Origin of the sequence: Floridaenema fluviatile BLCC-F154 (assembly GCF_041929135.1) — a bacterium.
Lineage (GTDB): Bacteria > Cyanobacteriota > Cyanobacteriia > Cyanobacteriales > Aerosakkonemataceae > Floridanema > Floridanema fluviatile.
On the sequence record NZ_JBHFNS010000064.1, the window covers coordinates 17006 to 42805 of the forward strand.

Annotated in this window: 28 protein-coding genes; 18 read left to right on the forward strand and 10 right to left on the reverse strand. The window is 40.9% G+C overall.

Going from position 1 to position 25800, the window contains the following annotated elements; genetic code table 11:
• Positions 1–54 precede the first annotated feature (54 nt).
• The 3 genes from ACE1B6_RS16370 to cobT all read left to right on the forward strand — a co-directional run bounded on the left by ACE1B6_RS16370 (position 55) and on the right by cobT (position 2709).
• The gene (locus tag ACE1B6_RS16370; RefSeq protein WP_413258318.1) at positions 55–735 is read left to right on the forward strand and encodes a Crp/Fnr family transcriptional regulator; all 681 of its coding nucleotides are present in this window, start codon (positions 55–57) and stop codon (positions 733–735) included.
• A 25-nt stretch (positions 736–760) separates the two neighbouring features.
• Positions 761–1459, forward strand: coding sequence for a DUF2232 domain-containing protein (locus ACE1B6_RS16375; protein WP_413258319.1), 699 nt, complete (start codon positions 761–763; stop codon positions 1457–1459).
• Between the two features lie 134 nt (positions 1460–1593).
• Positions 1594–2709, forward strand: coding sequence for a nicotinate mononucleotide-dependent phosphoribosyltransferase CobT (gene cobT, locus ACE1B6_RS16380; RefSeq protein ID WP_413258320.1), 1116 nt, complete (start codon positions 1594–1596; stop codon positions 2707–2709).
• A gap of 16 nt (positions 2710–2725) precedes the next feature.
• On the opposite strand, the gene ACE1B6_RS16385 is transcribed toward cobT, so the two are convergent.
• Positions 2726–3103 (reverse strand): hypothetical protein, encoded by a 378-nt coding sequence (locus ACE1B6_RS16385; RefSeq protein ID WP_413258321.1) that lies wholly within the window; start codon positions 3101–3103, stop codon positions 2726–2728.
• Between the two features lie 288 nt (positions 3104–3391).
• Here ACE1B6_RS16385 and ACE1B6_RS16390 point away from each other — a divergent pair, with 288 nt between their 5' ends.
• Positions 3392–4588 (forward strand): extracellular solute-binding protein, encoded by a 1197-nt coding sequence (locus ACE1B6_RS16390; RefSeq protein WP_413258322.1) that lies wholly within the window; start codon positions 3392–3394, stop codon positions 4586–4588.
• On the opposite strand, the gene ACE1B6_RS16395 is transcribed toward ACE1B6_RS16390, so the two are convergent.
• The 3 genes from ACE1B6_RS16395 to ACE1B6_RS16405 all read right to left on the reverse strand — a co-directional run bounded on the left by ACE1B6_RS16395 (position 4546) and on the right by ACE1B6_RS16405 (position 6845).
• The gene (locus ACE1B6_RS16395) at positions 4546–5112 is read right to left on the reverse strand and encodes a hypothetical protein (RefSeq protein ID WP_413258323.1); all 567 of its coding nucleotides are present in this window, start codon (positions 5110–5112) and stop codon (positions 4546–4548) included. The genes ACE1B6_RS16390 and ACE1B6_RS16395 overlap by 43 nt on opposite strands.
• Positions 5113–5127: 15 nt before the next feature.
• The gene (locus ACE1B6_RS16400; protein ID WP_413258324.1) at positions 5128–6252 is read right to left on the reverse strand and encodes an aldo/keto reductase; all 1125 of its coding nucleotides are present in this window, start codon (positions 6250–6252) and stop codon (positions 5128–5130) included.
• An 89-nt stretch (positions 6253–6341) separates the two neighbouring features.
• Complete coding sequence (locus ACE1B6_RS16405; protein ID WP_413258325.1) at positions 6342–6845, reverse strand: bifunctional nuclease family protein; 504 nt, start codon at positions 6843–6845, stop codon at positions 6342–6344.
• Positions 6846–7189: 344 nt separating this feature from the next.
• Between ACE1B6_RS16405 and ACE1B6_RS16410 the strand changes: the two genes are divergently transcribed.
• Positions 7190–7843 (forward strand): riboflavin synthase, encoded by a 654-nt coding sequence (locus ACE1B6_RS16410; protein ID WP_413258326.1) that lies wholly within the window; start codon positions 7190–7192, stop codon positions 7841–7843.
• A gap of 73 nt (positions 7844–7916) precedes the next feature.
• Here ACE1B6_RS16410 and ACE1B6_RS16415 read toward each other — a convergent pair whose 3' ends face one another.
• Together ACE1B6_RS16415 and ACE1B6_RS16420 are read right to left on the reverse strand one after the other, a co-directional pair.
• The gene (locus ACE1B6_RS16415; RefSeq protein ID WP_413258327.1) at positions 7917–9557 is read right to left on the reverse strand and encodes a M23 family metallopeptidase; all 1641 of its coding nucleotides are present in this window, start codon (positions 9555–9557) and stop codon (positions 7917–7919) included.
• Between the two features lie 23 nt (positions 9558–9580).
• Positions 9581–10411, reverse strand: a complete 831-nt coding sequence (locus ACE1B6_RS16420) for a biotin--[acetyl-CoA-carboxylase] ligase (protein WP_413258328.1) — start codon at positions 10409–10411, stop codon at positions 9581–9583.
• Between the two features lie 79 nt (positions 10412–10490).
• Between ACE1B6_RS16420 and pgeF the strand changes: the two genes are divergently transcribed.
• Entirely contained in the window at positions 10491–11336 is an 846-nt protein-coding gene (gene pgeF, locus ACE1B6_RS16425; protein ID WP_413258329.1) for a peptidoglycan editing factor PgeF, read from the forward strand.
• Positions 11337–11351: 15 nt separating this feature from the next.
• Positions 11352–12200 (forward strand): Rpn family recombination-promoting nuclease/putative transposase, encoded by an 849-nt coding sequence (locus tag ACE1B6_RS16430; protein WP_413258330.1) that lies wholly within the window; start codon positions 11352–11354, stop codon positions 12198–12200.
• Positions 12201–12247: 47 nt separating this feature from the next.
• Here ACE1B6_RS16430 and ACE1B6_RS16435 read toward each other — a convergent pair whose 3' ends face one another.
• Positions 12248–13582 (reverse strand): helix-turn-helix domain-containing protein, encoded by a 1335-nt coding sequence (locus ACE1B6_RS16435; RefSeq protein WP_413258331.1) that lies wholly within the window; start codon positions 13580–13582, stop codon positions 12248–12250.
• A 235-nt stretch (positions 13583–13817) separates the two neighbouring features.
• Here ACE1B6_RS16435 and ACE1B6_RS16440 point away from each other — a divergent pair, with 235 nt between their 5' ends.
• Positions 13818–14846: a calcium-binding protein gene (locus ACE1B6_RS16440; protein WP_413258332.1), complete on the forward strand. Its 1029-nt coding sequence runs from the start codon at positions 13818–13820 to the stop codon at positions 14844–14846.
• A gap of 75 nt (positions 14847–14921) precedes the next feature.
• Here ACE1B6_RS16440 and ACE1B6_RS16445 read toward each other — a convergent pair whose 3' ends face one another.
• Positions 14922–15884 (reverse strand): HlyD family secretion protein, encoded by a 963-nt coding sequence (locus tag ACE1B6_RS16445; RefSeq protein ID WP_413258333.1) that lies wholly within the window; start codon positions 15882–15884, stop codon positions 14922–14924.
• Positions 15885–16055: 171 nt separating this feature from the next.
• On the opposite strand from ACE1B6_RS16445, the gene ACE1B6_RS16450 reads away from it, so the two are divergent.
• From ACE1B6_RS16450 to ACE1B6_RS16475, 6 genes are all read left to right on the forward strand, one after another.
• Positions 16056–16286 carry a hypothetical protein gene (locus ACE1B6_RS16450; protein WP_413258334.1) on the forward strand — a complete coding sequence of 77 codons (231 nt, stop codon included), beginning with the start codon at positions 16056–16058 and terminating at the stop codon, positions 16284–16286.
• Positions 16287–16340: 54 nt separating this feature from the next.
• Entirely contained in the window at positions 16341–16577 is a 237-nt protein-coding gene (locus tag ACE1B6_RS16455) for a hypothetical protein (RefSeq protein ID WP_413258335.1), read from the forward strand.
• A 207-nt stretch (positions 16578–16784) separates the two neighbouring features.
• A complete protein-coding gene (locus ACE1B6_RS16460; RefSeq protein ID WP_413258336.1) occupies positions 16785–18929 on the forward strand; it encodes a peptidase domain-containing ABC transporter in 2145 nt (714 codons plus the stop codon).
• A gap of 131 nt (positions 18930–19060) precedes the next feature.
• Positions 19061–19639: a hypothetical protein gene (locus tag ACE1B6_RS16465; protein ID WP_413258337.1), complete on the forward strand. Its 579-nt coding sequence runs from the start codon at positions 19061–19063 to the stop codon at positions 19637–19639.
• 134 nt (positions 19640–19773) lie between these two features.
• A complete protein-coding gene (locus ACE1B6_RS16470; RefSeq protein WP_413258338.1) occupies positions 19774–20016 on the forward strand; it encodes an acetyltransferase in 243 nt (80 codons plus the stop codon).
• Between the two features lie 239 nt (positions 20017–20255).
• Positions 20256–20753 carry a DUF29 domain-containing protein gene (locus tag ACE1B6_RS16475; RefSeq protein ID WP_413258339.1) on the forward strand — a complete coding sequence of 166 codons (498 nt, stop codon included), beginning with the start codon at positions 20256–20258 and terminating at the stop codon, positions 20751–20753.
• Between the two features lie 221 nt (positions 20754–20974).
• On the opposite strand, the gene ACE1B6_RS16480 is transcribed toward ACE1B6_RS16475, so the two are convergent.
• Together ACE1B6_RS16480 and ACE1B6_RS16485 are read right to left on the reverse strand one after the other, a co-directional pair.
• Entirely contained in the window at positions 20975–21193 is a 219-nt protein-coding gene (locus ACE1B6_RS16480; RefSeq protein WP_413258340.1) for a type II toxin-antitoxin system HicB family antitoxin, read from the reverse strand.
• Positions 21194–21205: 12 nt separating this feature from the next.
• Complete coding sequence (locus ACE1B6_RS16485; RefSeq protein WP_413258341.1) at positions 21206–21829, reverse strand: hypothetical protein; 624 nt, start codon at positions 21827–21829, stop codon at positions 21206–21208.
• 298 nt (positions 21830–22127) lie between these two features.
• Between ACE1B6_RS16485 and ACE1B6_RS16490 the strand changes: the two genes are divergently transcribed.
• The 4 genes from ACE1B6_RS16490 to ACE1B6_RS16505 all read left to right on the forward strand — a co-directional run bounded on the left by ACE1B6_RS16490 (position 22128) and on the right by ACE1B6_RS16505 (position 25784).
• Positions 22128–22715, forward strand: a complete 588-nt coding sequence (locus ACE1B6_RS16490; protein ID WP_413258342.1) for a nucleotidyl transferase AbiEii/AbiGii toxin family protein — start codon at positions 22128–22130, stop codon at positions 22713–22715.
• Positions 22716–22881: 166 nt separating this feature from the next.
• Positions 22882–24393, forward strand: a complete 1512-nt coding sequence (gene ilvA / locus ACE1B6_RS16495) for a threonine ammonia-lyase, biosynthetic (RefSeq protein WP_413258343.1) — start codon at positions 22882–22884, stop codon at positions 24391–24393.
• Positions 24394–24859: 466 nt separating this feature from the next.
• Complete coding sequence (psb28, locus tag ACE1B6_RS16500; protein WP_413258344.1) at positions 24860–25198, forward strand: photosystem II reaction center protein Psb28; 339 nt, start codon at positions 24860–24862, stop codon at positions 25196–25198.
• 67 nt (positions 25199–25265) lie between these two features.
• Complete coding sequence (locus ACE1B6_RS16505; protein ID WP_413258345.1) at positions 25266–25784, forward strand: MogA/MoaB family molybdenum cofactor biosynthesis protein; 519 nt, start codon at positions 25266–25268, stop codon at positions 25782–25784.
• Positions 25785–25800 lie beyond the last annotated feature (16 nt).

Consider the following 25800-nt stretch of genomic DNA (forward strand, 5'->3'; position numbering starts at 1 on the left):
CCTATCGATCCTTAGTTTATTTACTCAACATAGTCTTAGTGAAAGAATGGTCTGATGGAAGACCGACACCATAATCTAATCCGCTCAACGCCTTTTTTCCAAGGATTACCAGAAGGTATCGTTGAAAAAGCTACAGCCCACCTCGTTACCCGCAGTCATCCAGCAAACCAAGTGATTTTGCTAGAAAATGACTGGGGAAGTTCCGTTTACTTCATTCTCGAAGGTTGGGTGAAAATTCGCACCTACAACCTCGAAGGGAAAGAAGTCACCTTGAATATTTTAGGGAAAGGAGAAATTTTTGGTGAAATGGCGGCACTTGATGAAGTACCTCGTTCCACCGATGTCATTACCTTGGCTCCCACAGTAATTGGCAATATGCCAGCCCAGGATTTTGTCCAATTAATCTATTCCGAGCCAATGGCAGGAGTTCGTCTGGCACAATTGATGGGGCGACGTTTGCGCCAAGTCAATCGCCGACTCCGGTTAAGAGAATCTGATAGTATGTCACGAGTAGCAGACACAATACTATTTTTGGCAGATGGGCAGGGCAAACAAACTTCAGAAGGAGTAGAAATTCCCAATCTCCCACACCGAGAATTAAGTAGTCTGAGTGGACTAGCAAGAGAAACTGTGACCAGAGTATTGACGAAGCTCGAAAAGAAAGGCTTAATCAAGCGGGATCAGGATATTCTCAGAATTCCTGACATTAATGCTTTGGAAAAAATGATCGTTTAAACCTGCGTATCTTTTGGCAATTTGCATGAGTGAATCTTTCCCGAATCCCGCAGATGAAAATGCTGGTAAAACTGGCTCTCCAACTCCCCTACCTCAAGTGCAGTCAACTGCACCCTTGGTGTTGGTGGAAACCGCCTTTTTAGCCAGTACTGCCAGCTTAATTTGGTTAGTCAATTTTTACTTTCCTTTAGGCCCCGTACTGCGAATCTTTTTCCCAGTCCCCATTGCTTTAGTTTACCTGCGTTGGGGAGCTAGAGCCGCTTGGATGTCGGCTTTTGTTTCTGGTTTATTATTATCAGTATTGATGGGGCCGCCTCGCAGCATTCAATATTTCATTCCCTTTGCTTTGTTGGGTGTACTCCTGGGTGCTTGTTGGCGACGTAGAGTTAATTGGACAGTATCAATTTTTTTAGGAGCATTGTTAGGTAGTATCGGTTTCTTTTTTCGATTTTGGCTGCTTTCAATTCTCTTGGGTGAAGATCTTTGGGTTTATGGCATTACTCAAGTAACGAATTTTTTAGATTGGGTATTCCTGAAACTAGGGTTATTAATAGAACCAAGTATATTTTTGATTAATGTAATTGCGATCGCAATGGTCTTTCTCAGCAATTTAGTTTACTTATTCATCGTTCATATCGCCTCCTGGCTACTACTCCAACGCTTAGGCAACCCCATCCCGCAACCTCCCCATTGGGTACAAGTGATTTTGGATTATGAAGAGTAGGTGTTGGGGATTAGGAATTGGGGATTGGGGATTGGGAATTGGGGATTGGGGATTGGCGACTGGGAGAATTGTGAATTAAGAAATTTCCTCTCCCAGTACCCAGTACCCAGTACCTAGTCCCCTTGATGAAAACTATGATTAAAATTTACACGCAAGTAGAACAGGGAAAAAGTTGGTTACAAAGATATCGCGGTTGTCAGCCTGTGTTTGCTTGTGTGTTGGGATTTACGGAAACTGGGCTAATACCGGGAATCTCTGCGGCGGGGGCGACTCCTTTCGATCGCAAATCCACCGCCTTAGCAGATGCCGAATTTTTATATTATGGCCCCGCACCTAGTCCGAAATATCCTTTACCACCATTGCACGCTGGCGCTTCTCCGGTATTAATTTCTCGTGCTGTGGTTGAGTCTTTTTCCTTACCTTTATATATTTTTAATGCCGGATTACTCCAAACACCCCCAATTCCAGCAATTGATTTAAAAGGTGCGGCGGCTAATTGTTTGAGTACAGGAAAAGCCCTCGATCTAGCTATAGTCAAAAGTTTGCTCGATCGAGGGTTAGTCTGGGGCGAAAAATTAGCCATCCTGCATCCATCAAGTTGGATAATTTTCAGCGAATGTGTGGTTGGCGGAACTACTACGGCATTGGCAATACTTACTGGTTTAGGCTTTGCCGCTGTTGGTAAAGTTAACAGTAGTCATCCAGAATGTAACCACGAACAAAAGTGGACTGTGGTGCAACAAGGACTAAAAGCGGCTGGTTTGCTCAATTTTGACAAATTTTCCTCTACTTTGGGGGCGCTGCAATTAGTGGCAGCAGTGGGCGATCCGATGCAAATTGTAGTTGCAGGAATGGCGATCGCTGCTAGTAGAACTTCCGGGGTAATGCTAGCTGGAGGAACCCAAATGCTAGCAATCTATGCCTTAATTCAAGCTATAGCAACAGAATTCTCTTTACCTTGGCAACCGGAACAAATTGTTGTCGGTACAACTCGTTGGGTCGCAGAAGATCCTACAGGTGACACAGTAGGTTTAGCTCAAATGGTTGGTTCAGTTCCTTTGCTGATTAGTAACTTCAGTTTTGCCAATTCTCACTATGAAAAATTACGAGTTTATGAGCAGGGATACGTCAAAGAAGGAGTCGGTGCAGGCGCAGCTTGTATTGCCGCTGAGCTTTATGGAAACTGGAATCATAGCCAGCTTCTCCAAGCGATCGAACTTTTAGCAGCACGTTTAGAAGGCGATCGGTAAAATTACTGTTCAAAAGTTAGTACACTCTTTTGGACAATAATTGTTCTTCTAAGGCAGCAATTCGGTTGTATGCTGCCGTTAGTTGCGCTGTCAAGCGTTGAATTTGAATATCTGGACCTAACTCTTTTTCCCGACTTCCTGTACCTGTATTTGATTCTGAATAGCTGTTATCTATCAAAATATCTTTGTGGGCTAAGGCAGCGTCTACTCTACTTAAAGTACTATACGATGGACGTTCTCCAACTAAACCAACAAACTGTTCCTTACTTTCAGGTGCGGGTCGCTTGATTTCTGACAGAATTTCCTCCATTCTTGTATTTAAATTTTCTACCAATTGACAGAGGGTTTCTATCTTCTCGTTTAATCCATTCACTTGATTTTTTATCGAATCCATCTTATACCCCTACTTTATTAAACCTATCCTCCTATGCTACAGAATATTTTCTGTAACTTTCTCTGGCTTACGAATCATTTAACTTTTCCCTACAATCACCTTAAGAAATGTTTCTTTTTGGGGGCTATGGCAAGCCATAAAACCAGATCTTCGCTAGAGAAGTATGTTAACTTGATTAAATTAGTTACTTTATTTGCTGCCCAGGCAAATTCAAGGTCAATTAAACATCCTTATTGACAAAATTCCTTTGTGTAAGAATTAACTAGCAAAATTGCCAATCAAAGTTAAATGAAGCGACGCGATTTTTTATTAGGTACTGGTACTGTAACAGTTTTGGGGTTAATCTCAGCCTGTAGTAGTCAGCAACAGGCAAGTTTGAGAATTAGACTTTTAAAAGATTCGATTCCGGCTCAGCTATTAAACAAATTTCGCCAGGAATTTCAGCAGATAGGTGAATTAGATTTAACCGTAGAAGCACAACTGCTCAAGTTATTTGAAAGTTTACAAATAAAACCAAAATCTCCCGATTGGTGGTCAAGACTTCCTTTGCTAGCACCGAGAGAAAAAGTACGTCCCAGCAGCGATCTAGTTACTTTGGGAGATTACTGGTTAGCAGCAGCGATCGAGCAAAAGTTAATTCAACCTTTAGATCCAGATCGCTTGAAAAATTGGCAAAAATTACCTTTACAATATCAGCGATTAGTCCGCCGCAATCAACAGGGAAATATTGACCTCAAAGGAGAAGTTTGGGGTGCGCCTTATCGTTGGGGAACTACAATGATTGCTTACCGAAAGGATATATTTCAAGATCGAGGTTTTGCGCCGCCTCAAGATTGGGATGTTTTGTGGAAACCGGAATTGCGCGATCGGATTTCTTTACTCGATCAACCCAGAGAAGTCATCGGTTTAACCTTGAAAAAAATCGATCGCCAAAACTCTTACAACACTCAACAATTAGATAAAATTCCTCAGCTTAAATCTGAACTGAAAGCACTCGATCGACAGGTAAAATTTTATAGCAACAACACCTATTTACAACCCTTAATTTTGGGAGACACTTGGGTAGCTGTCGGTTGGTCAACAGATATTTTACCCTTAGTTCAACGTTACCCAAATATCATTGCAGCAGTCATTCCCCAGTCAGGAACCTCTCTGTGGGCAGATTTATGGGTACATCCGACAAAAGCAAGTAATAATTTCGATTTAGCTAGAGATTGGATTGACTTTGGTTGGCAACCAGAAATCGCAGTTTTATTCTCTCGATTTGGGAAAGCCGCTTCTCCAATTTTTGCAGGTGAGAAGTTAAATGAATTACCAAAAAGCATCCGGGATAAACAGTTAATTTTCCCTACCGCTGAAGTTTACCAAAAAAGTGATTTTCTCTTACCTCTTTCGCCGACAGCGCAGCAGCAATACTTAAATTTGTGGCAAGAAATTCGGTTTCAGGGTTTAGGATTACGCGATCGCAAAGCAGGCGGATCGTAATCACCAAAACTTTCCACCCATAAATTGCAATTAATTGGATTTACCGTAAAATCACATCGATAAGCCGCTAAATTTTCTAACTGGGGATTTAACACTTGCACGTTGTATCTATCCACACGGGAATAATTGCCAAAATGATTCACAAATGAGTACTTTTCCACATAATTTAGAGAATTCCAAATTTGGCGGTTTACCACTAAATACACCCTTCTTTCTCCGGGACAAGTAAACCAAAAATCTAACAACATCCCCCCAAATCTTTGGGCAGCCCACCAAATACTAGGTGGTGTAAGATTGGTTTGGGAAATATCATTTTCGGTAATTGGTTTAGGACAGATATTGTTTTGAATTCTTTGCTCAAATCTCTCTCTATCTTGTCCCTTGACTGGTTGCCAACTCAAAAAAAATAAGCAGAAAACTAGCCAAAAAGTTAGATTTCTTCGGGAAGATTTTCCTAATAGTTCAACAATCATATCCCAGTTGTAAGTTACTTTGAAAAACCTTTGAACGACTAAAGTTGTCACTACGAACCTTTTTCTTTACTCCCAAAGTCGGCGGCGACTTGGCCCATTTAATCGTTGATGAGTATCATCTAAAAGAGCAGGAATATCCAAATTTTCTGGACAACGAGGGAGACATTCACCACAGGAAGTACAGCGGTTAGCTTTAACTCCGGGAAACCAATGTCCAGCATTTTCAAACATTCGATAACGATATTGACCATAATCGGTCATATCGTAAGCAACCGCAAGATTTCGCAATCGTAAAACTTCGGGAATATTGATGTTTTCGGGACAAGGGAGACAAGCATAACATTGACTACACTTGTCTGTTCCCAGAATAGCTGATTGATGAGTTTCCAAATCTGCTAAAACTTTTAATTCTTCACTTGTCAGAGGGTGATCTCGATCTGCTACACTTAAAGGTTGAGTTAGTTCAGTGGGATTAGCGGCACCTAAACTTAGGGTAGTAATCCGGCGATCGCTCAACAAAAACCGATAATTCAAAGCTAAAGGAGAGAAAGGCGCACACAAATCTTGTAACTTTGTTGGTGGAGAAAACAACCGTCCGCCCTTATCAGCAGGTGAAATAATGAAAACGCCCAAATCCTTTTGGGTGGCTAATTCTACGGCGGCGGCGTTGCGTTGAAAAAAGTAATAATAATGCAGATTGACGAACTCAAATAAACCAGAGTCGATCGCCTTCAAAATCAATTCTAAACTGCCATGAGTCGAAAAACCAAAATGCCTAATTTGACCATCTTTAATAGCTTGTTGCACCCCGGAAAAACAGCTATTTTCTACCAAATCCAAATGTTCCCAAGTATTTAAACCATGAATTGCTAAACAATCTAAATAATCAACTTTTAATCGTTTCAGAGACTCATCGATATAGCGGCGCATGGTATCAGCCTCAGCTGTGGGCGGAATTTTACTAGTGATGTAAAGTTGGGAGCGTGGTAAATCTACACCAGAGCTTAATGCTACTCCCAGATATTCCTCACTTTTGCCATAGCCTCTGGCGGTTTCTATGTGATTAATTCCTTGCGCCACAGCTTGCTGTACAGTTTCGATCGCCTTCGCCTCACTATCCAAGTAGCGCATAGTTCCCAGAGAAAACACTGAGAGCCAGAGATTGGTTTTACCAAAACGCCTATATCGCATATTTAGTCATTTGTCAATTGTCATTTGTCATCTGTAATTATCATGCGTTATTTGTTAACTAATGACTAAGACATCAGACTAATTACCAGCTAGGCTTCTCCATTACTGAAGCGACCACGCTTAATTAGATCTTCGGGTCTAACATTTTCCAGAAATTCCCGAAAAGCCCTTTGTTCTGCTTCATCAGCATCTCTATCCACAGGGATAGAAGCATCAGCAACCACCTCTTCCATCACCCAGATGGGGCTCCGGGTACGCAGCGCCACTGCGATCGCATCACTAGGACGAGCATCAATATCTTTTTTTACCTCCCCTTTACGAACAGTGACGATCGCATAAAAAGTATTGTCCTGTAAAGAGTGAATAATAATTCGCTCTACCGACATTTCCCACGCTTCCAACATATTGACTAACAAATCGTGGGTCAGAGGTCGGGGAGGTGGTTGATTTTCCAAAGCGGCGATAATTGACTTTGCCTGATCTTGACCGATGTAAATCGGCAAAGCCCGTCGCTCAGTCCCATCCTTCAGGAGTACAATTGGGCTGCGCGTGATTGCATCAACTGCAATTCCAGCGACTTTCATCTCTATCATTGGTTTAGCCTATAGAATACCTTTGGTAAGGAGATTACATTTATACGATAATCTGGCACTGGACTTTTTAAGGTTAGTACCTTAGAGTTTAGCGGGTTTTAGAGAGTTACCGATTTAACTCAATACTGGAAGTTATAACCAGTGGAAGTAGAATCGATACCATCCAATAAGAATGTCTTTACATTCCCAGTATGCCAGGGTCTTGACTACGATCCTAACCGTGGCTGCAAAATTTTCACATTTCCCCAAAAAAAACTACATTCCTCAGCTGGTTGGATAAGTACATTTGAGAGGCATATATACCATAAAATTAAGAACCAATAATAAAATTTTTCTATAAAGCCGTGTTTACAGGACTAATTCAGAGCTTAGGAACAATTCAATTCCAGAGTGGCGATCGCATCAGTATCACTTGCGACCAACACACTGCCAACTTGATTGTAGGGGATTTAGCGATCGGAGACAGCGTAGCCGTAGACGGTATTTGCCTCACCGTCGAAGAAATACTCCCCCAAGGATTTTTAGCCACCGCCTCCCCAGAAACCCTCAGCCGCACCCGCTTAGGCAAAGAAAACCTCGAATACAACAACGTCAACCTGGAAACCTCACTCCGAGTCGGCAGCAAACTAGGCGGACACTTCGTCACCGGACACATCGACGGAGTAGGACACTTACAAACAATAGAACAAACCGCCAACTCCTGGGAAATCAGCTTCACCGCCCCCGAAACAGTCGCCCGTTACATCGTCCCCAAAGGCAGCATCACCATCAACGGCATCAGCCTCACCGTAGCCGAATCCAACACCGACGGCACTTGGTTCAAAGTCGCCGTCATCCCCCACACCTACGCCCACACCAACCTCTACCTCTTAAAAAACGGCAGCCAAGTCAACCTAGAAGCCGACATCTTAGGCAAATACGTCGAAAAACTCCTAAACTTCGGCAAACTACCCCAAAGCATCACACCCGAATTCTTAATTGAAAACGGCTATATTTAAAGGCTCCAAGGCAGAAGATTCCAAGGCAAAAGGTAAAAATTTCCCTTGTCTCCCCTGCCCCCCTGCCAAAAAACTACTCTCCAGAGGAGAACAGCGGAGGCGGTGCTTCCGTTCCAGGGATGGCAATTACAGGTAACTCGGCGCTAGGTACAGGAACTTGAGGCGACAGCTTTTCTACTTGTAAAGTATTCGCTGGCATCTCATAAGGTTGGACATCCTGTGGTAAAGTTGCCTGACCACTTTGGAAAGCCCTAATCAATCGAGCTAGAGAGTATTCCAGCTGCACTCCTGGGTCTTTAGCTACCCAACCTTGAGGTGTTTGTTCCCGGACTTCAAAATGCAAGTGAGGGCCATTTGTGTTGCCACTGTCACCAACTCGACCGATAACAGTTCCCTGTTCTACCCAATCTCCGGGTTTAACAGTAACTTCCGAAAGATGACCGTAGCGAGTTTCCTGAGCATCTTGATTGTGGCGCAACACCACCGCCAAACCGTAACCGCCCAAGAAATCAGCCAAGGCTACTCTACCCGCATGAGCCGCTAACACAGGCGTTCCCATCGGCGCACCAATATCTGTCCCAGCATGAAAGCCCTTTTCGCCTGTAATCGGGTGGATGCGCCAGCCAAACATTGAGGTAATTTGGGCGGGAATAGCTAAGGGAAAAATCATCGCTAAATTGGTACGATTTGATTCGTTATCCGATGACTCGCTAGGTTTGACTGAATTGTAGTAATAATTTAAAACCCGATTCCGAGCAGTTTGATTGTTGCCAGAATCACCTAATCCGTTGATATTAGTGCTAGCAATGCGAGTTTCGCCTCTTCTAATCACTCCACTGCGACTCATTCTGATGCCATTGGGAGTTACCTTGATTGGGCCAACTTTCACTTGATTGGCTGCTGCAACTGTTGTGTTTCGCCGTCTCGTGGTTCTAGCTACCTGGGTATTCTCTGCTTGTTCATTAGAACGTCGCCGGGAAATACGCGAGTTTGAAGGTTCTGGAGTTACACGCTCTATTTCGTAACTTCTGCGAGCACGGCTAACTTGGGTGGAATTAGTGCGTCGTTCAATTTCGTAAGTTCTGGGGGCGCGACTCACTTGAGCAGGTGAACTCTGACGACGGCGAGCAGTAACCGCATTTCTTCTCACTCTCACTCGCGGTCTAACTGTGGCTATATCTGCGCTAGGTTCTTCAATAGAGAATTGTTCTCGAACAACTCGCTGACGGGGTTTGGAACGTTCCCGGAATACTACGGCGCTAGGTGGCTGATAGGAACCTCCGGGCAAATCTTGTCTGTTGGTTGCGCCAATGCTGTAATCTGTTGGGTCAATGTAGGAACTAGTGTTGTTACCTCTGCTGTTCCGAGTTTGAGATACTCGGTTTTGTGAGCGAGTTCTGGCGCGAGTGGGTGCAGGGTTGGGGGTACGTCTGATGAATACAGGGTCGGGTTCTTTTTTTGCTGCGGGTGCGGGAGAGTCTGGCACCGCTTTGGGCATTATTTCTGGAATGTTGGGAGCAGCGACGGCTATCCCAGTCTGGGGGTTTTGTACCCAAATCATACTACTGCTGCCGAGAAGTGCGATCGCACCCAACCATCCTAAACCATTCATCAACAAGGAACGTTGCCAAAATCGAGTATCTGTGTTCTTGCTTGGTTGATTTTCTGGGGTGGTTACTTTTATTTGCTCGTTTTCGTAATTTAGTTTTTTCATCTCCATCACACCGTATTAATTATTCACAAAATTTTTTCAGCATAGCCCAAACTGATTGTACCGACTGGAAGATGTATTTCTGAAGGGGGGCTATCCCCGTTAGTATGCAAGCAAAGTCGCAAATCTCCATTTTCCGAAACACCAACTATGATTGCTTGCTGTCCATTCACTTCTACTGGACAATTTATGTTATTGAGCAGTTTTTCGTAAGAGGGCAAGAGAGCTTTTACTCCTGACTGCTGCCAGGAATTGTATCCTGCTACTATTCCGCTTAAGGTAAGGGCAGCTAACATTTCTATTGAAGATATTAATCTGGGATGATTTTCTTGCCAAGTTTGTAAATTAATCCCTGTTTCTGGAACTGGGTTAACCCAATTGATGCCGACACCAACTACTGCTTTGGTGATACGCTCTTGCTGGACTCTGGTTTCGGTGAGAATGCCACCAAGTTTATATTGAGAAATTACCAGATCGTTAGGCCATTTCAGGTAGACTGGGATACCAATTTGGCGTAATGCTTGCGCTATTCCCCAAGCACTACTCATGGTTAGTTGGGCAACTTGTTTTGCTGGCAGGTTGGGAGCTAATGATAGAGATAAGTATAATCCGCCTGGGGGCGAATACCACTGCCGACCCCATTGACCTTTCCCTGCTTGTTGTTCTCTGGCAATGACGACGGTTCCTGGTGGTGCGCCTTGTGCAATTAATTGCCATAGTTTTTGATTGGTGGATGGGAGAATGTCAAATAGGTGAAGTGTTAAGGTTTGGTTGTTGACAGTTGGCTCTTGGTGGTGATAATTCTCTTTTAGGAAGTCAAGAGCTTGGGTGAATTTTTGCCGATCGAATCCCACCATCAATTTTCGATTTTAGATTTACTAAATCTTGGTATAGGTTAGCATAGAAAGCATTGTTGTTTTATAAAGTTTTTTCAGCGTGATTTCTCCCCAAACCTCTGAACTAGAACTGCATAATTCTGCTAATTCTCCAGCTACTTGGCAATGGCATTTTTGGGAAGATTTGCCTTATTTAACTTGTAGTTTGTTGGCAAATTGGCAACATGGTTTTTTTACCAGACAGTTTTCGCCACGGTTTCCGGTAGATTTGATCCAGGTTTTGCACCCGGATGCTGAGTTTTATCGGGTAAGACAGGTGCATGGTAATGGGGTGCTGACTCCAGCGGAAGTGGCGGAGTTTTTGGGAACAAAGAAGGATGCGGGAACTGCGGAGTTTGAGTCTTTACCGCCTGCGGATGCTTTGGTGACGCAACGGGAAAAACAGGGGGTTTGGGTTTGTACTGCTGATTGTACTCCGGTTTTAATTGCTGATGAAACTACGGGACAGGTGGCGGCTATTCATGCAGGTTGGCGGGGTACTGCTAAGAGAATTGTACCGGAAGCGATCGCACGTCTCACTTCTCAAGGCAGCAAACTAGAAAATCTCTGCATCGCAATGGGTCCAGCCATTACCGGAGCAGTATATCAAGTTTCCCAAGAAGTAGCCGCAGAAGTAGGGGCTACCATTGTTTCTGCTGACTCGGAAACCGAAATTTTAAATGCGTTACAAGATTTACCAAATTCTCCCATTTTCCCAGATTCTGCACCTGGAAAAGTGCGTTTAGATGTGCGCCGAGTCAATGAATTACAGTTAAAACAAATGGGAATAGCTGAGCAACAAATAGCTATTGCTCCTCATTGTACATATCAACAACCCGATTACTTCTTTTCCTATCGTCGAGATCAGTTAAAAAAAGTGCAATGGTCAGGAATTGTCAGCCAGTAATTAAAACAAAATACCATGCAATTCGACAATTTATGTAAATATCTGGCAGAAAAGTATCCTGACAAATTTGCAACTTGGTTATTAGGAGAACCAACAACCAGAGTAGAAGTATTAAAAACCGAATTGAGTTTAGAACCCATTCGCGCTGATTCTGTTACTTTTCTCCGCACTCAATCACAGATTTTGCATTTAGAATTTCAAGTAAAAGTACCAAGTGGTAAACCCATGCCACTGCGAATGTTAAATTATTTTGTCCGGCTTTACTGGCAATATAATTTACCTGTGACACAAGTGCTAATTTGGTTACAACAAACCACTAATTCGGCAGTATTTGAAAGCGAATTTCGTCAAGGATTAACCAGTCATGGATATCAAGTAATCCGAATGTGGGAACAATCTCCAGAACCGTTATTACAAGATCCAGCACTGCTACCAATGGCTGTTTTAGCTGCTTCAGATAATGCAACTGAGTTACTCACTCAAGTAGCATCAGAAGTGGCTAAAATAGAATCAAGTGTTCAACGCCAGGAAATTACAGCTTCTACTGAAATTTTGGCAGGTTTAAGGTTTAACAAAAGTTTGATTCGCAATCTTTTCCGGGAGGGAATTATGCGGGAATCGGTGATTTATCAGGATATTTTGGAAGAGGGAAGACAAGAGGGAAGACAAGAGGGAAAAAAAGAAGAAGCATTAGCGATGGTGATGCGTCCGCTGACGCGCCGTTTTGGTACGTTAGATGCAGAATTACAATCTCGTCTTGAGGAATTATCTGTGGCACAATTGGAGGATTTGAATGAGGCATTGTTTGATTTTTCTGAGGTTTCGGATTTAGTGAATTGGTTGGATGAACAAAGGAGATTTTGAGGGTTTAGGGACAAGGAATAATTAATATTTGGGATTAAGGTAAAATATTAATTATTCCTTACGGATTGGCGATCGAAGTTTCCAATTGCTAATTTTTCTGAAAAAACATCTTCAGCAATTCCATCTATAATTCGGGTAGTTATAAATTCCATAACTACAGGTTGCAAACTAAAATATGCGTCATTTTTTTCAATTAATGAACGACGTTGTAAAGCAGCTAGGGATTCTAAGAGTTCGCAAGGTGATAAATAGGAAAGTGAGCTTGATTGTAACTCTGGTAAAGATACAGGTTGATGTTTAATTGCCAGCCAATACATGATTTCTTTCTCTCTGTTACTGAGTCGATTAAATTGCTTTGCTAACAAATCTCGAATATCATCAAAAATAAACGGTTCAGTATTAATAAATTCCTGAAAATTAGAAATATTGCTAGCAAAATGATCTTTAATAGAAGTAGCAACAATTTCTAATGCCAAGGGATTGCCGCCATAGCGAGAAATCAGTTGTTTCCATTCCGCCTCTGAACCAGTGAAATCACCCTTGTTAAAGAAGATTTTTCGCGCTTCTGCTGTGGGCAAACCTGTGATTTGTAAAGAACGTACTGGAAGTTTTTCGCCCTCTTTCGCAGCTAAAGTTTTCAATTTTTCCCGCGAAGTTAAAATTAAACAACTGTTGTGAGGCGTTTCCGCAACAGCTTGAATTAGTTGAGCGTAATTTTCGTATTCTTCTAGATATTTACCTGTACGATCGCCACTTTGTAAAATCGATTCAAAGTTATCCAAAACCAATAAACAACGAAAATTAGTTAAATATTCCAACAACTCTTTAATAGTAGGATTCGCCACCAACTTTTTAGTCAAAACTTGTCTTAAATCTGTCAACAATTCTGCTAAAGTCGGCACATTGCGGAGACTTCGCCAAATTACAAATTCAAAATTATTTTGCAGTTTTTTTGCCACCTTTGTTGCCACAAAAGTTTTACCAATTCCTCCCATACCAAAAAGTAACACTAAACGGCATTGCTCCTGTAAAATCGATCGCTCAATTTCAGCGACTTCATCCCGACGATGATAAAAAATAGAAACATCAGGTGCGCCGCCCCAATCTTGCTGGGTATTTCTTTCCACAACTTGATACCAATCAACTCCTAATACCTGACAAAAAGCTTTAAAAGTATTTGTTTTGATCGGTTTTCCTGCTAAAAATCGTTTCCAAGTACCTTCAGAAATTCCCTCACTTAAAACATCATCTTCGCACCAAGAGGGATTTAAAACTTTACTCGCCTCTTGTAGCCATCGGAAATCATAAATAGTCCAACCCTTTTCTTTTCTGGCTTGTTTAATTCTGGTTAAACCTATTTGAGAAACTTTGAGAGTAGGCATAAATTACATCTGCTGACAAGCAGCCAGCTGCCAAATCTATATTTGCTAACTACTTGCTGATCCAAAACTGATCTGACATTTTTCGGGCTAATCAGCCAATTTAGAAATATAAGACATAGATAATTATCAGGAACGTCAAGCGGGCTAATTCTTCAAATAATTATAATTATCTCGCATTTATTGGCAGTAATACATCTACCGCAAGAATTAATTAACAAAACTAGGAGCAATCAAAATGGCAACCGTTAATGGCACTCCATTTAATGACAACTATACCTTTAATTACGGTCAATTTCGCCCAGGTTTAGTAGGAACTAACCCGGAATTTATTTGGGACCCGGAACAGGGAACATTATTAACTACAGGTGCAGATTCCATCTATGGTTATAGCGGAAATGATTTATTATTTGGTCTTGGTGGTGGTGACTATTTAGATGGTGGTACAGGTGTCGATATTATGTATGGTGGCGAAGGCAATGATACATACGTTGTCGATCATCAAAATGACCAAGTAATTGAAGGTTCTTTTCAAGGTATTGACACAGTTATTTCTTCAATTACTTTTCCGCTAGGCTACACATTGGGCGACAATCAAGAAAACTTAATTTTAACTGTCAACGCTTATGAAGGTTACGGAAATAGTCTCGATAATCGGATAACAGGAAATAATTTGGGCAACCGTTTGGATGGTGAAGCTGGCGATGATTATATTAATGGTGGATTTGGGAGTGATGACTTATATGGTGGCAGCGGTAATGATAGCTTGATTGGTGGTTTTAGTAATGATTATCTTTTTGGTGAAGCTGATAATGATAGCTTAGTTGGTGGATGGGGTAATGATTTCTTATCTGGGGATTCAGGAAATGATGAACTTTATGGGGATTCAGGAAATGATGAACTCTATGGCGGTACTGGTAATGATAGTCTGATTGGTGGTAGTGGTGACGATTATTTGAGTGGTCATAGTGGTAATGGTGGCACAAGTTATGATGTTGTCACTGGTGGTACTGGAGGAGATACTTTTGCACTTGGTTTTTCCACTACTGTTCATTATTTAGGAAATGGTTACGCTACAATTACAGACTTTAATTCAGCAGAGGGAGATTTTGTTGAGGTTGCTGGTAGTGTGGCGGATTATTCACTAATTCAATCTGGTAGCAATACTAACATTAGTTACAACAACGATCTGATTGCTATTGTGCAGAATGCTTTGTTAACTGAATCAAATTTAGTTTCCGCACCTATTGTTAATCCCCCAATTTAAACCGAAAAAAAGTAAGTTGTTGGGCTGTAGTGCCTTTCTTTGGCACTACAGCCCAACAACTTACTGAGAAATTCACTACAAATTTGTACTGAGTCTCGCTTTTCTGAGAATGAAAGCGAGAAAGGTTTCTTCTTTGGAAATAATGTTAGCAGTAACTTCCATTCCGGGTTGTAGGGGATAATAGCGATCGCTTTTCACCAAAAAACTTTGTTCCGGTTCGATCGTCACTTCGTAGTAAGGAGAAACTGGTTCTCCCGTCGTATTTTGTGGTGTAATTGCATCAGCACTAATTGAGGTAACTTTCCCTTCTAAAATTCCGTAATCTGGGTAAGGATAAGCCGAAATTCTCAGTTGTACTGTGTGTCCAATTTGTACCCGAGCAATATCTTGTACCGCTACTCTCGCTCTTACCAACATAGCAGTATTAGCTGGAAGAATTTGCGCCACTTGTTGTCCAGTTTTCAGTTGTTGACCAATACTTAGTAACTCCAATTTTAAAATTTTGCCAGATACCGGAGTACGGATCACAGCATTATCTAACATTTGGGAAACCTGATAATGCTGAGTTTGAATTGTATTCAATTGTTCTTCTAGGTTTTTGTAGCGCCGGAACAAGTACCAAATATTACTTGAATTGGGACTTTTGGCTCTATACTGATTTATTTGAGAACCAAGCTGGGCAAGTTGAGAGCTTATTTGATCTATTTGCTTTTTCAGGTTATTTTTTTGGGTTTTTAAGGGAACATCATCTACTTTGGCGATCGGATCTCCCGCTTTAATATCCTGATTTTCCTTAACTTCAATACTTTTTACCTTTCCCTGTGTTGCTGACTCCACAAGTTGCAACTCACTAGCCGGACGAACTATTCCACTTGCATCTACAGTGGTGTTGTATTTAATCACCGCAGATAAACTTAGTGCTGCACCAAATGTCGCCGCTAAACACAACCCTGTTAACTTTGCCCAACGACTAATTGGAGGTAAAAATTCATCGCTTTCTAAGGGATTGAGTAGGTTGGAATCAAATCTATTACTCATGATGACATTCAGTTAGTTGGGGAAAAATTTTTTTTAAACTACCCGCATGAACCTTCCGGATGGGAGTGGGTAACGCAGGGAATCTGTAACTGAATTCGCAAGGTAGAGCAACAAATCAGCAAAACTACGAAGCGAGTTTTCGCCTTTGTCATTTCAACTGGAGTTACGCAAATGGATAACCAAGAAGTTCAAAAATCACTATTCACTGAATTGAATTCTGAAGAAGCAGCTAGCGTTAATGGTGGTTGCTACTATGGTGGCTACCGTCGCAGTCGCTACCGTCGTTCTTCCTACTACGGCGGCTACCGTCGTTCTTTTCGTCGCGTCTATTATCGCAGTTACTACTCCCGTCCACGCTACTACTCCTACTCTCGCGCTAGCTATGGCTACGGTTGCTGGTAAGGCTGAATGTGTGAGTTAGAAATTTGAACAATTTAAAGAGAAATGGAGTTATTCATGGATAACCAAGAAGTCGAAAAATCACTGTTTACTGAATTGAATTCTGAAGAAGCAGCTAGCGTTAATGGTGGTTGCTACTATGGTGGCTACCGTCGCAGTCGCTACCGTCGTTCTTCCTACTACGGCGGCTACCGTCGTTCTTATCGTCGCGTTTATTATCGCACTTACTACTACCGTCCACGCACTTACTACTACCGGACTAGCTATTACGGTGGTGGCTACGGTTGCTGGTAAGCCTGGATGTGTGAGTTAGAAATTTGAGCAATTAGGTAGTTTGCAGCCATCTTCATAAATTGCCCAAATTTCTCTACAGATGTCACTCGGAACGGGAATAAAAACTCACAAGAACACCCATATCTATATGATGGGTGTTTTTTTCTGATTTGTGTTGGTTACGGATGAATAGCTAATCTAGCATCTCACAATAATACAGATTATCCGATGAAATACTCAGTTGTTTTGCAACACAGTGAAGAAGATTGCGGTGCAGCTTGTCTAGCTTCTGTTGCTAAGTCTTACGGGCGTTTGTTAACTCTTAACCGCACTCGAGAAGCAGTTGGTACAGGTAAGTTAGGAACTACCCTTTTAGGTTTAAGAAGGGGTGCAGAAGCTTTAGGTTTTAATGCTCGCACAGTAAAAAGTTCCCCAGAAATTTTAGACCACATGAATGATGCGCCTTTACCAGCGATTATTCACTGGATGGGAACTCACTGGGTAGTTTTATATGGACAGCGGAAAAAGAAATATGTCATTGCCGATCCAGCGGTGGGAGTTCGCTATATTTCTAAAGAGGAATTAGTAGAAAGTTGGGAAGATTGGGTAATGCTTTTGTTAGAACCCGATTCGGTACGTTTCTATAATCAACCAGAAGATAAGATTAGCGGATTTAGTCGCTTTTTTGAACGAGTTTGGCCTTATCGTACTCTATTATTACAAGCGTTACTGCTAAACGTTGTTTTAGGTTTTCTATCTTTGGCTTCGCCTTTTTTACTGCAAATTCTCACGGATGATGTGTTAATTCGCGGAGATATGCAGTTACTTACTGGCGTTGCGATCGCAGTCATCGTTATGAACCTTTTTAGTGGTGGTTTAGGACTACTGCAATCTAATTTTATCGCTCACTTCGCTCAAAGATTAGAGTTAGGTTTAGTCTTAGAATTCGCCAGACAAATTCTCCGTTTACCTCTCAGTTATTACGAAGCTCGCCGCAGTGGTGAAATTGTCAGCCGTTTGCAAGATATTCAAGAAATTAACCAGTTAGTTTCGCAAATAGTTGTTAGTTACCCCAGCCAGCTATTTGTCGCTAGCGTCTCATTTATTTTCATGCTAATTTATAGCTGGAAATTAACCGTGGCTGCTGTGATTATTGCGGCATTAATGACGATTTCCACTATTATTTTTCTCCCTAGTTTACAACAAAACACTCGCAATCTTTTAGTTCAAGAAGCAGATACTCAAGGGGTTTTGGTTGAAACGTTCAAGGGCGCACAAACTCTCAAAACTACTAACGCTTTTGCTCAATTTTGGGAGGAAATGCAAAGCAAGTTTGGTCGGTTAGCAAATCTTTCTCTCCGCACCAATCAAATTGGTATTGTTAATAATGTATTTTCTGAGTTTGTTTCTGATAGCGGTGCAGTCGCTTTACTTTGGTTGGGTAGTTTGCTAGTAATTAATAAAGAGTTAACGATCGGACAATTACTCGCATTCAATAGTTTAAATCAAAGTTTTGCAGGTTTAATTACTACTACTATTGGATTTGTTGATGAATTTGCTCGCGTCCAAGCAGCTAGCCAACGTTTAACAGAAGTTATTGATGCTACTCCAGAAGCAGAAGGAGATTCCAAAAAACCAGAAGCAATTATTCCCGGAGATTCGGATATTGTTTGCAGCAATGTTAACTTCCATTATGCGGGAAAAGTAGAATTACTGAAAAACTTTTCTCTCACGATTCCTGGGGGTAAAGTAGTTGCAATTATTGGTAAATCTGGTTGTGGTAAAAGTACTTTAGCGAAAATGATTGCTGGCTTATATCCTCCTCAATCTGGGAATATTCGCATTGACATTTATAATATGCAAGATTTAGCTTTAGAATCTTTCCGTCAGCAGGTGGTTTTAGTTCCTCAAGATGCTCATTTTTGGAGTAGATCGATTATTGAAAACTTCCGTTTAGGTTCTCCTCAAGTCACTTTTGAGCAAATTGTTAAAGCTTGTCGTATTGCTGGTGCTGATGAATTTATTAGTCAGTTACCTGACAAATATCAAAGCGTTTTAGGTGAATTTGGGGCAAATGTTTCTGGAGGACAAAGACAAAGGTTAGCTATTGCGAGAGCGATCGTTAATGACCCACCAATTTTAATTTTGGATGAATCAACTGCTGGTTTAGATCCAGTGAGTGAAACGCAAGTTTTGGAAAATTTACTCAGTCATCGTCGGGGAAATACCACGATTTTAATTAGTCACCGTCCTAGAGTAATTAATCGTGCTGATTGGGTAATTTATTTAGAGCAAGGACGATTAAAATTACAAGGTACTTTGGAAGAATTACGCGCCAAACGTGGAGAACATCAGGGATTTTTAAATCCTTAATTATTCAGGGAATGACGAAACAAACAACTATTTTGGGGTAGGTTTTTGCCTATCTCATTTTTTTATCGGTTCTTCCGTACTGGTGAGCCTAACCTACGGCACAATATAGGGAAGTCAACAATGGAGTATTTATGGCTAAGAAAGGTAAAAAGCACAATCTCCAATGGATCAAAGAAACCATCGAGTTAAAAGAGGATCACAACTGGAAATCAACGCCAGGAACTCGCATCTTTGTTGCGGGAAGAGGGGCGGTACGCTTTGATGTACCCCAAGATTGGCATTTTGAACCAGATACTAAGTCATTTCGATTTTTAGACAAAAAACCACCAAATGATGATTGTCGCTTAGAAGCTTCTTATAATTTACTTCCCCAAGGCGATTGGTCAGAATTTCCTTTAGTTCCCCTATTAAAGCAGATCGTTCGCGATGATGAACGGAATCCGATCGCACAAGGAGAAATCATCCAAATCAAACGTCAAACCGCCCGTGTAGTTTGGACAGAAATTAAATTTATTGACCCCAACGAAAACCGCGAAGCTTTTTCCCGAATTTGCATTGGTTTAGGTTCTGGCGTGCAATGCTTAATTACCTTTGATTTTTGGGCAGATCAAGCAGAAAAGCTAACTCCAGTATGGGATACAGTGATGAATTCTTTAGTTCTCGGTTTGTATATCCGCGATCCTCGCACAGGTTTTGCCTTACCTGATTAACTCAGTGTAAACCCTTAATAAAACTCAATTGATTTGTTCTCTTTTCATCATTTTTACCATTGACAAAATTTAACATCTTTGCTAGAGGAAATGTGCTATCTAATAATTAGAGGCGTATTTAACCTGGAGGCGTTATGTTTCTCAAACAGAAGCAAACCGGGGATTTGATTGAAGTATTGACGATCGTAGATCTCTATAACCCTTGTAAACCCGAAGTTACAGGTCAATCTCACTGCGGGGAAGAAATGCAAGAACCGGAAATCTTCCTGAAATCAGAATTGGTTTTTCCTTCCGGCGAACCTTTACCTATTTGTTGGGTAGACTCCCACTATAATGAAATTCCTCCGCGACCAGTTGCACTAATGGCAACCCCATAAATTGTAGGGTGCGTTAACGCAGTGTAACGCACCAAAAATTGTGATTTGAGTGTATTTCAAATCTACGTTTAACGCACTCTACAATTTAAAACAAAATATTAGTTGATGGTGCGTTACGGCTAAGCCTAACGCACCCTACAATTTTTTTTAAAGGTGGTTGAAGTCTAGCTTCCAACGCCAAGTTAGCTATTTTCCATTCATTTATAATAGAGTAAAGATTGCCAGGTTTCAATCCTTCTATGCACACACCCCAAACCGAACCAACAATGGAAAACTCAATATTAAACCTTTATGAAACTGACTTTTATGCCTGGACGCAGGAACAAGCAAAATTTCTCAAATTTCAGCAATGGAATCAGCTTGACTTGCCTAATTTAATAGAGGAGATTGAATCTTTGGGAAAACAACAGCGTGCAGAATTGAGAAATCGATTAAAGGTTTTAATCGGACATCTATTAAAATGGGAATTTCAGCCGGAACGACGAAGCCGTAGTTGGTTAATGACAATTCGCGTTCAGCGTCGCGATACTCAAGAATTACTGCAAGAAAATCCTAGTCTCAAACCTTATTTGCAAGAAACACTGAAAAAAATATATGAGAGTGGTAGAGATTTGGCTGTGGGAGAAACAAATTTGCCACTCAAAAGTTTTCCTGAAAATTGCCCGTATACGTTAGAAGAAATTTTTCAAGATGGCTTTTATCCAGGTGAAGTTGCGGCAGATGAATTAATGGAATAATGGCAAAGGTTTCGGTTACAGGTTACTGCAAATGTTATCTAAATCTCTTTGATAAACCTGTTGATACAAGGAAATTTTATGGTAAAGTTGAGTTTGAAGTAATAAAAACTAGTGAAAGTTAGGAATATTGTTAACCGCAGATAAACGCAGATGAACGCAGATAAAGATTAGATTAGCGATCGATCTGTTTGTTTGCCACGAAAATGACTCAATAAATCAGATTAAGCTGCTTTGTAAATCTTTGGTGCAGGAAGTGGTTCGCCAGTAGCTTCATAAGCCAAAATTAGCGACTCCAAAGCTTCAGTACCATTGGCAAAAGCTTCCTCATAAGTATCACCATGAGTCCGCCAACGCTGTCCGGGAAAATCAGGAAATCCTACTAAAAAGCAGTTGTCTTCATCAGACCATTGAATCAAAATTTGATACTTAAACTTCGTCATTTTTTACCGTAACTATGCAAGTAAGTTTGACTTTTCTTCTGGTTCTAAAATTAAGTAACCATCAACCGCTGACGATTCTGGCAATTCCTTAATCTTCTGCTCAAACTCAGATGGCATCATTTGCTGAGTTTCTAAAACTTCATATTGTGCCATGTAACCTTCTAAGACTGTACTTCTAGCAATCAGCTTTCTCATGGCAGGAATAACCATTTTTTGCTCTTTCTCTAATCCTATCCCGACATTTCTATTCAGACCAGATCCACCTCCTTTCAAAAAACCTTTTGAATACCAACATTCATTAATCTTAGTTCTTAATTCATCGATCCAAACATATCCCTTTTGGTCATCATATACAAAATCTAACCATTGCGTTAACTCTGAAACTGATACATTTTCAACAAAGTCACTGGCTAAAAAACGTTCAGGATAATCTCCTATTAATATGTTCTGTGCAACACGGTGGGCTTCTTTTTGCCAAAATGAGTTAGCTTCCTCTATTTCTTTATATGCAATATCTAGCATTCCCAATTCAGCAGTACAGCGAATTTGAGCGAGTGCAGTTAGCGCAAAGTATTCTTCCGCTGCCATAGCTGCCTCTATAGTATTTGCCTCTGATAACACTTCTCTATAACGCATATTTATTCTTGCTAGTGTAGAAACTCTCTACTACATCAAGAAGTATAGCACTTATGACAAGAATTTTCAGTCCACAAATAACAGTATCAGCAGCTTAATTGAAGCTGGCATAAGACAAAGATAAGATTAAAGTTTTGGTAATGAATTATCCAATGCTGTAAGCTTGATACTTATGTTATCCTTTTTGTCAATTCATTCTACTATGCTGACGCTTTAGGAAAGAATTGGATAATATTTGCTCATTTCTTTAATAGTAACAATCATGTTTGGTACTGATATCCTGTCCTTTCAAGAGTTTATGACTAAAGAACCTTTACCGTTAGCTACCATCCAAGCGTCGGTGTTTGAATTTTTGCGAAACCGTGACGATGTAGTAGTGTTTGGCGCACAAGCAGTTAATGCCTATGTAGGCGAACCGCGCATGACACAAGATATTGATTTGATGTCGATACGTGCCGAAGAATTAGCAGAAGAATTACGCGAATATTTAAGTCAGAAATTTTATATAGCTGTGCGCGTTCGAGAAGTTAAAGAAGGGCAAGGATATAGGATATATCAAGTTCAGAGTTCCGGCAATCGTCATCTGGTAGATCTTAGGAAAGTTAGGAATCTGCCAAATGCTCAACGCATTGAACAAGTATTAGTAATAGCCCCTCCAGATTTAGTTGCTAGTAAAGTAATCTCTTACTATCAGAGACGCGGAAAGCCAAAGTCTGGTACTGATTGGCGAGATTTGGCAATGCTATTATTGACATTTCCTGAATTAAAACAGGAGTCGAGTCAAGTGTTAAACTGTCTTTTAGTCGGAGAACCCAACGAGAAAATTTTGGAATTTTGGCAAGAAGTTGTTCAAATGGAGATTGAAGCAGAAGATGACGAATTTTAAGTATTTATTGTTTAGAATTGAAGTGAAGAAAGCACACTTTTTTTAAACTTTTTATGCAAACACCAAAACTTCTATAGATCCCCGACTTCTTGAAGAAGTCGGGGATCTATACCCACAATAGAGTAAAATTTGTTTACATACCGCCATTTGCTAACCAATCAATCCCATGTTTTGCGACTACCTCCAACTTATTCTCACCGCCCGTGTCTACGATGTTGCCCAAGAAACTCCTTTAGAATACGCCCCAAACCTTTCCAAGCGATTAAATAACCAACTGTTGCTAAAGCGAGAAGATATGCAGTCTGTCTTCTCTTTTAAATTGCGGGGTGCTTATAACAAAATGGCACAATTACCGCCAGATATTTTAGCCCAAGGTGTAATTGCGGCATCTGCGGGAAATCATGCCCAAGGTGTTGCTCTTGGTGCTAGTAAATTGGGAACAAAAGCAATTATTGTCATGCCAGTAACTACTCCGCAAGTAAAAGTTGATGCGGTGAAAGCTAGAGGCGGCGAAGTTGTTTTGTATGGCGATACTTTTGATGAAGCTTGTGGTTATGCGCGGCAGTTGGAAAGAGAAAAAGGGTTAACTTTTATTCATCCTTTTGATGACCCTCATGTGATTGCTGGACAGGGTACGATCGGCATGGAAATTCTGCGACAATATCAGAAACCAATTCATGCAATTTTTGTGGCAATTGGTGGTGGTGGGTTAATTTCTGGTATTGGCGCTTATGTAAAACGCATTCGTCCAGATATTAAAATTATTGGTGTGGAACCTGTGGATGCTGATGCAATGTATCAGTCTTTGAAAGCAGGTGAAAGGATAAATTTATCGCAGGTGGGTTTATTTGCTGATGGTGTTGCTGTGCGACAAGTGGGAGAGGAAACTTTTCGCCTGTGTCAGGAATATTTGGATGATATTATTTTGGTGAATACTGATGATACTTGTGCGGCGATTAAAGATGTTTTTGAGGATACAAGGTCAATTTTAGAACCAGCTGGTGCATTAGCGATCGCAGGTGCTAAAGCTTATGTTGAAAGAGAACAAATCGAAGGGCAAACTTTAGTTGCTGTCGCTTGTGGTGCTAATATGAATTTCGATCGCCTACGTTTTGTAGCCGAAAGAGCAGAATTAGGCGAACACCGGGAAGCTATTTTTGCAGTCACAATTCCTGAAACTCCCGGTAGTCTTCGCAAATTCTGCGAATGTATGGGAAGACGCGGTTTAACTGAATTCAATTATCGCATTGCTGATGAAAAAATCGCTCATATTTTTGTCGGTGTGCAAGTAGAAAATCTTGCCGATGCTGCCAAAATGGTAGAAACTTTTGAAGCGCATGGCTTGAAAACAATTGACTTAACAGATGATGAATTCACCAAATTACATTTGCGTCACATGGTTGGCGGACGTTCTCCACTTGCACACAATGAATTATTGTACCGTTTTGAATTTCCTGAACGTCCCGGCGCATTAATGAAATTCGTTAATTCTATGAGTCCGAATTGGAATATCAGCGTATTTCACTATCGTAATAATGGCTCAGATTACGGCAGAATTGTCGTCGGAATTCAAGTACCACCTAATGAAATGGCAGAGTGGCAAGCATTTCTTGATACCTTGGGTTATCGCTATTGGGATGAAAGCCAAAATCCAGCTTATAAGTTGTTTTTGGGGTAGGAGAAAAAGGCGATCGCACTCTGCATTCAAGCTGGCGATCGATCGCTTTTATCCTGGTGAATTTGCAAAAGATGATTTAAATAAAACACCTGTACCAAGGTGCAAAATGCAACTTGGTAGCAGGGATAACGCAAATTGACACTTCAGACGCTACCTGTAAAATCTCGGTGGGCAATACCCCCAACAAGCAAAGGTTGTGCGTAGTTATGCGTACTTATGCAAAAATTATACGAATTTGAGGGTAAAAAAGCATAAAAAAAAAGTTGTCTTCATCAAATTTTTATCATGGTTCCGAAAATTGTGTTAATAGTGTGAAGTTATGCTAGCAATTCCCGGTAAAAGTATACAGATTTAGAGTGTTTTTTTATACTGTTAATCCCAATTTTCAAAAGATCTATAACTTTGGGTTCTAAATAATGAGAAAATACTAAGATTGGCAATCATAAAAATAGTCGATTAAGTTATCATGGCTGAAATTCAGTTTTCTAGAGGCATCAATGAAGAAGTGATTCCCGATGTACGGATTACCCGATCGCGGGATGGTAGTAATGGCACAGCTACATTTTATTTCCAAAAACCGAAAGCACTCAGCAGTAGCAGTACCGAAGAAATTACCGGAATGTATTTAGTTGATGAAGAGGGCGAATTAGTAACAAGGGAAGTAAAAGCTAAGTTTATCAACGGTCAACCTGAAGCATTGGAAGCACTTTATGTTATTAGATCGGCTGCGGATTGGGATCGGTTTATCCGATTTATGAATCGGTATGCAGAAGAACATGGTTTAGGTTTGAACAAGTCAGAGTAATAAAATCAAAAACTAGAGGATGAGGTTAATTTTACTACTTCATCCTCCTTTTAGATGAGTAAAATTTATGAGAAACTTGCCACATCCCGATGAATCTAAACTTACAGTTAATTGTGCAGTAATTACAGTTAGTGATACTCGCACTGAGGAAACCGATCGCAGCGGAAGTTTAATCAAGAATTTATTACTAGATACTTGTCATACAGTAGGAGCTTACGCTATTGTCAAAGATGAACCAGCACAAATTCAACAGCAAATGCAAATTTTGAGTCAACGCTCAGACTTGCAAGCTTTGATTTTTAATGGTGGTACCGGGATTGCACCAAGGGATACAACTTATGACGCGATCGAACAGTTGCTAGAAAAAAGTTTGCCTGGTTTTGGGGAAATGTTTCGGTTTTTGAGTTATCAGGAAATTGGATCGAGAGCGATCGCATCTAGAGCAGTAGCAGGTATTTATCAAGGTAAACTGATATTTTCTGTTCCTGGTTCTAGTAATGCCGTAAAACTCGCTATGGAAAAATTAATTTTGCCTGAACTAGTGCATTTAGTAAATCAACTTAACCCTAACCTAGCCCAAAATTGACCTCAAAATTGATCGA

What these genes read in the sequence shown, in the direction of transcription:
- ACE1B6_RS16370 (WP_413258318.1), top strand. Translation starts at nt 55, where the DNA reads ATGGAAGACCGACACCATAATCTAATCCGCTCAACGCCTTTTTTCCAA.
- ACE1B6_RS16375 (WP_413258319.1), top strand. Translation starts at nt 761, where the DNA reads ATGAGTGAATCTTTCCCGAATCCCGCAGATGAAAATGCTGGTAAAACT.
- cobT (WP_413258320.1), top strand. Translation starts at nt 1,594, where the DNA reads ATGATTAAAATTTACACGCAAGTAGAACAGGGAAAAAGTTGGTTACAA.
- ACE1B6_RS16385 (WP_413258321.1), bottom strand. Translation starts at nt 3,103, where the DNA reads ATGGATTCGATAAAAAATCAAGTGAATGGATTAAACGAGAAGATAGAA.
- ACE1B6_RS16390 (WP_413258322.1), top strand. Translation starts at nt 3,392, where the DNA reads ATGAAGCGACGCGATTTTTTATTAGGTACTGGTACTGTAACAGTTTTG.
- ACE1B6_RS16400 (WP_413258324.1), bottom strand. Translation starts at nt 6,252, where the DNA reads ATGCGATATAGGCGTTTTGGTAAAACCAATCTCTGGCTCTCAGTGTTT.
- ACE1B6_RS16405 (WP_413258325.1), bottom strand. Translation starts at nt 6,845, where the DNA reads ATGATAGAGATGAAAGTCGCTGGAATTGCAGTTGATGCAATCACGCGC.
- ACE1B6_RS16415 (WP_413258327.1), bottom strand. Translation starts at nt 9,557, where the DNA reads ATGAAAAAACTAAATTACGAAAACGAGCAAATAAAAGTAACCACCCCA.
- ACE1B6_RS16420 (WP_413258328.1), bottom strand. Translation starts at nt 10,411, where the DNA reads ATGGTGGGATTCGATCGGCAAAAATTCACCCAAGCTCTTGACTTCCTA.
- ACE1B6_RS16430 (WP_413258330.1), top strand. Translation starts at nt 11,352, where the DNA reads ATGCAATTCGACAATTTATGTAAATATCTGGCAGAAAAGTATCCTGAC.
- ACE1B6_RS16435 (WP_413258331.1), bottom strand. Translation starts at nt 13,582, where the DNA reads ATGCCTACTCTCAAAGTTTCTCAAATAGGTTTAACCAGAATTAAACAA.
- ACE1B6_RS16440 (WP_413258332.1), top strand. Translation starts at nt 13,818, where the DNA reads ATGGCAACCGTTAATGGCACTCCATTTAATGACAACTATACCTTTAAT.
- ACE1B6_RS16445 (WP_413258333.1), bottom strand. Translation starts at nt 15,884, where the DNA reads ATGAGTAATAGATTTGATTCCAACCTACTCAATCCCTTAGAAAGCGAT.
- ACE1B6_RS16450 (WP_413258334.1), top strand. Translation starts at nt 16,056, where the DNA reads ATGGATAACCAAGAAGTTCAAAAATCACTATTCACTGAATTGAATTCT.
- ACE1B6_RS16455 (WP_413258335.1), top strand. Translation starts at nt 16,341, where the DNA reads ATGGATAACCAAGAAGTCGAAAAATCACTGTTTACTGAATTGAATTCT.
- ACE1B6_RS16460 (WP_413258336.1), top strand. Translation starts at nt 16,785, where the DNA reads ATGAAATACTCAGTTGTTTTGCAACACAGTGAAGAAGATTGCGGTGCA.
- ACE1B6_RS16465 (WP_413258337.1), top strand. Translation starts at nt 19,061, where the DNA reads ATGGCTAAGAAAGGTAAAAAGCACAATCTCCAATGGATCAAAGAAACC.
- ACE1B6_RS16470 (WP_413258338.1), top strand. Translation starts at nt 19,774, where the DNA reads ATGTTTCTCAAACAGAAGCAAACCGGGGATTTGATTGAAGTATTGACG.
- ACE1B6_RS16475 (WP_413258339.1), top strand. Translation starts at nt 20,256, where the DNA reads ATGCACACACCCCAAACCGAACCAACAATGGAAAACTCAATATTAAAC.
- ACE1B6_RS16480 (WP_413258340.1), bottom strand. Translation starts at nt 21,193, where the DNA reads ATGACGAAGTTTAAGTATCAAATTTTGATTCAATGGTCTGATGAAGAC.
- ACE1B6_RS16485 (WP_413258341.1), bottom strand. Translation starts at nt 21,829, where the DNA reads ATGCGTTATAGAGAAGTGTTATCAGAGGCAAATACTATAGAGGCAGCT.
- ACE1B6_RS16490 (WP_413258342.1), top strand. Translation starts at nt 22,128, where the DNA reads ATGACTAAAGAACCTTTACCGTTAGCTACCATCCAAGCGTCGGTGTTT.
- ilvA (WP_413258343.1), top strand. Translation starts at nt 22,882, where the DNA reads ATGTTTTGCGACTACCTCCAACTTATTCTCACCGCCCGTGTCTACGAT.
- psb28 (WP_413258344.1), top strand. Translation starts at nt 24,860, where the DNA reads ATGGCTGAAATTCAGTTTTCTAGAGGCATCAATGAAGAAGTGATTCCC.
- ACE1B6_RS16505 (WP_413258345.1), top strand. Translation starts at nt 25,266, where the DNA reads ATGAGAAACTTGCCACATCCCGATGAATCTAAACTTACAGTTAATTGT.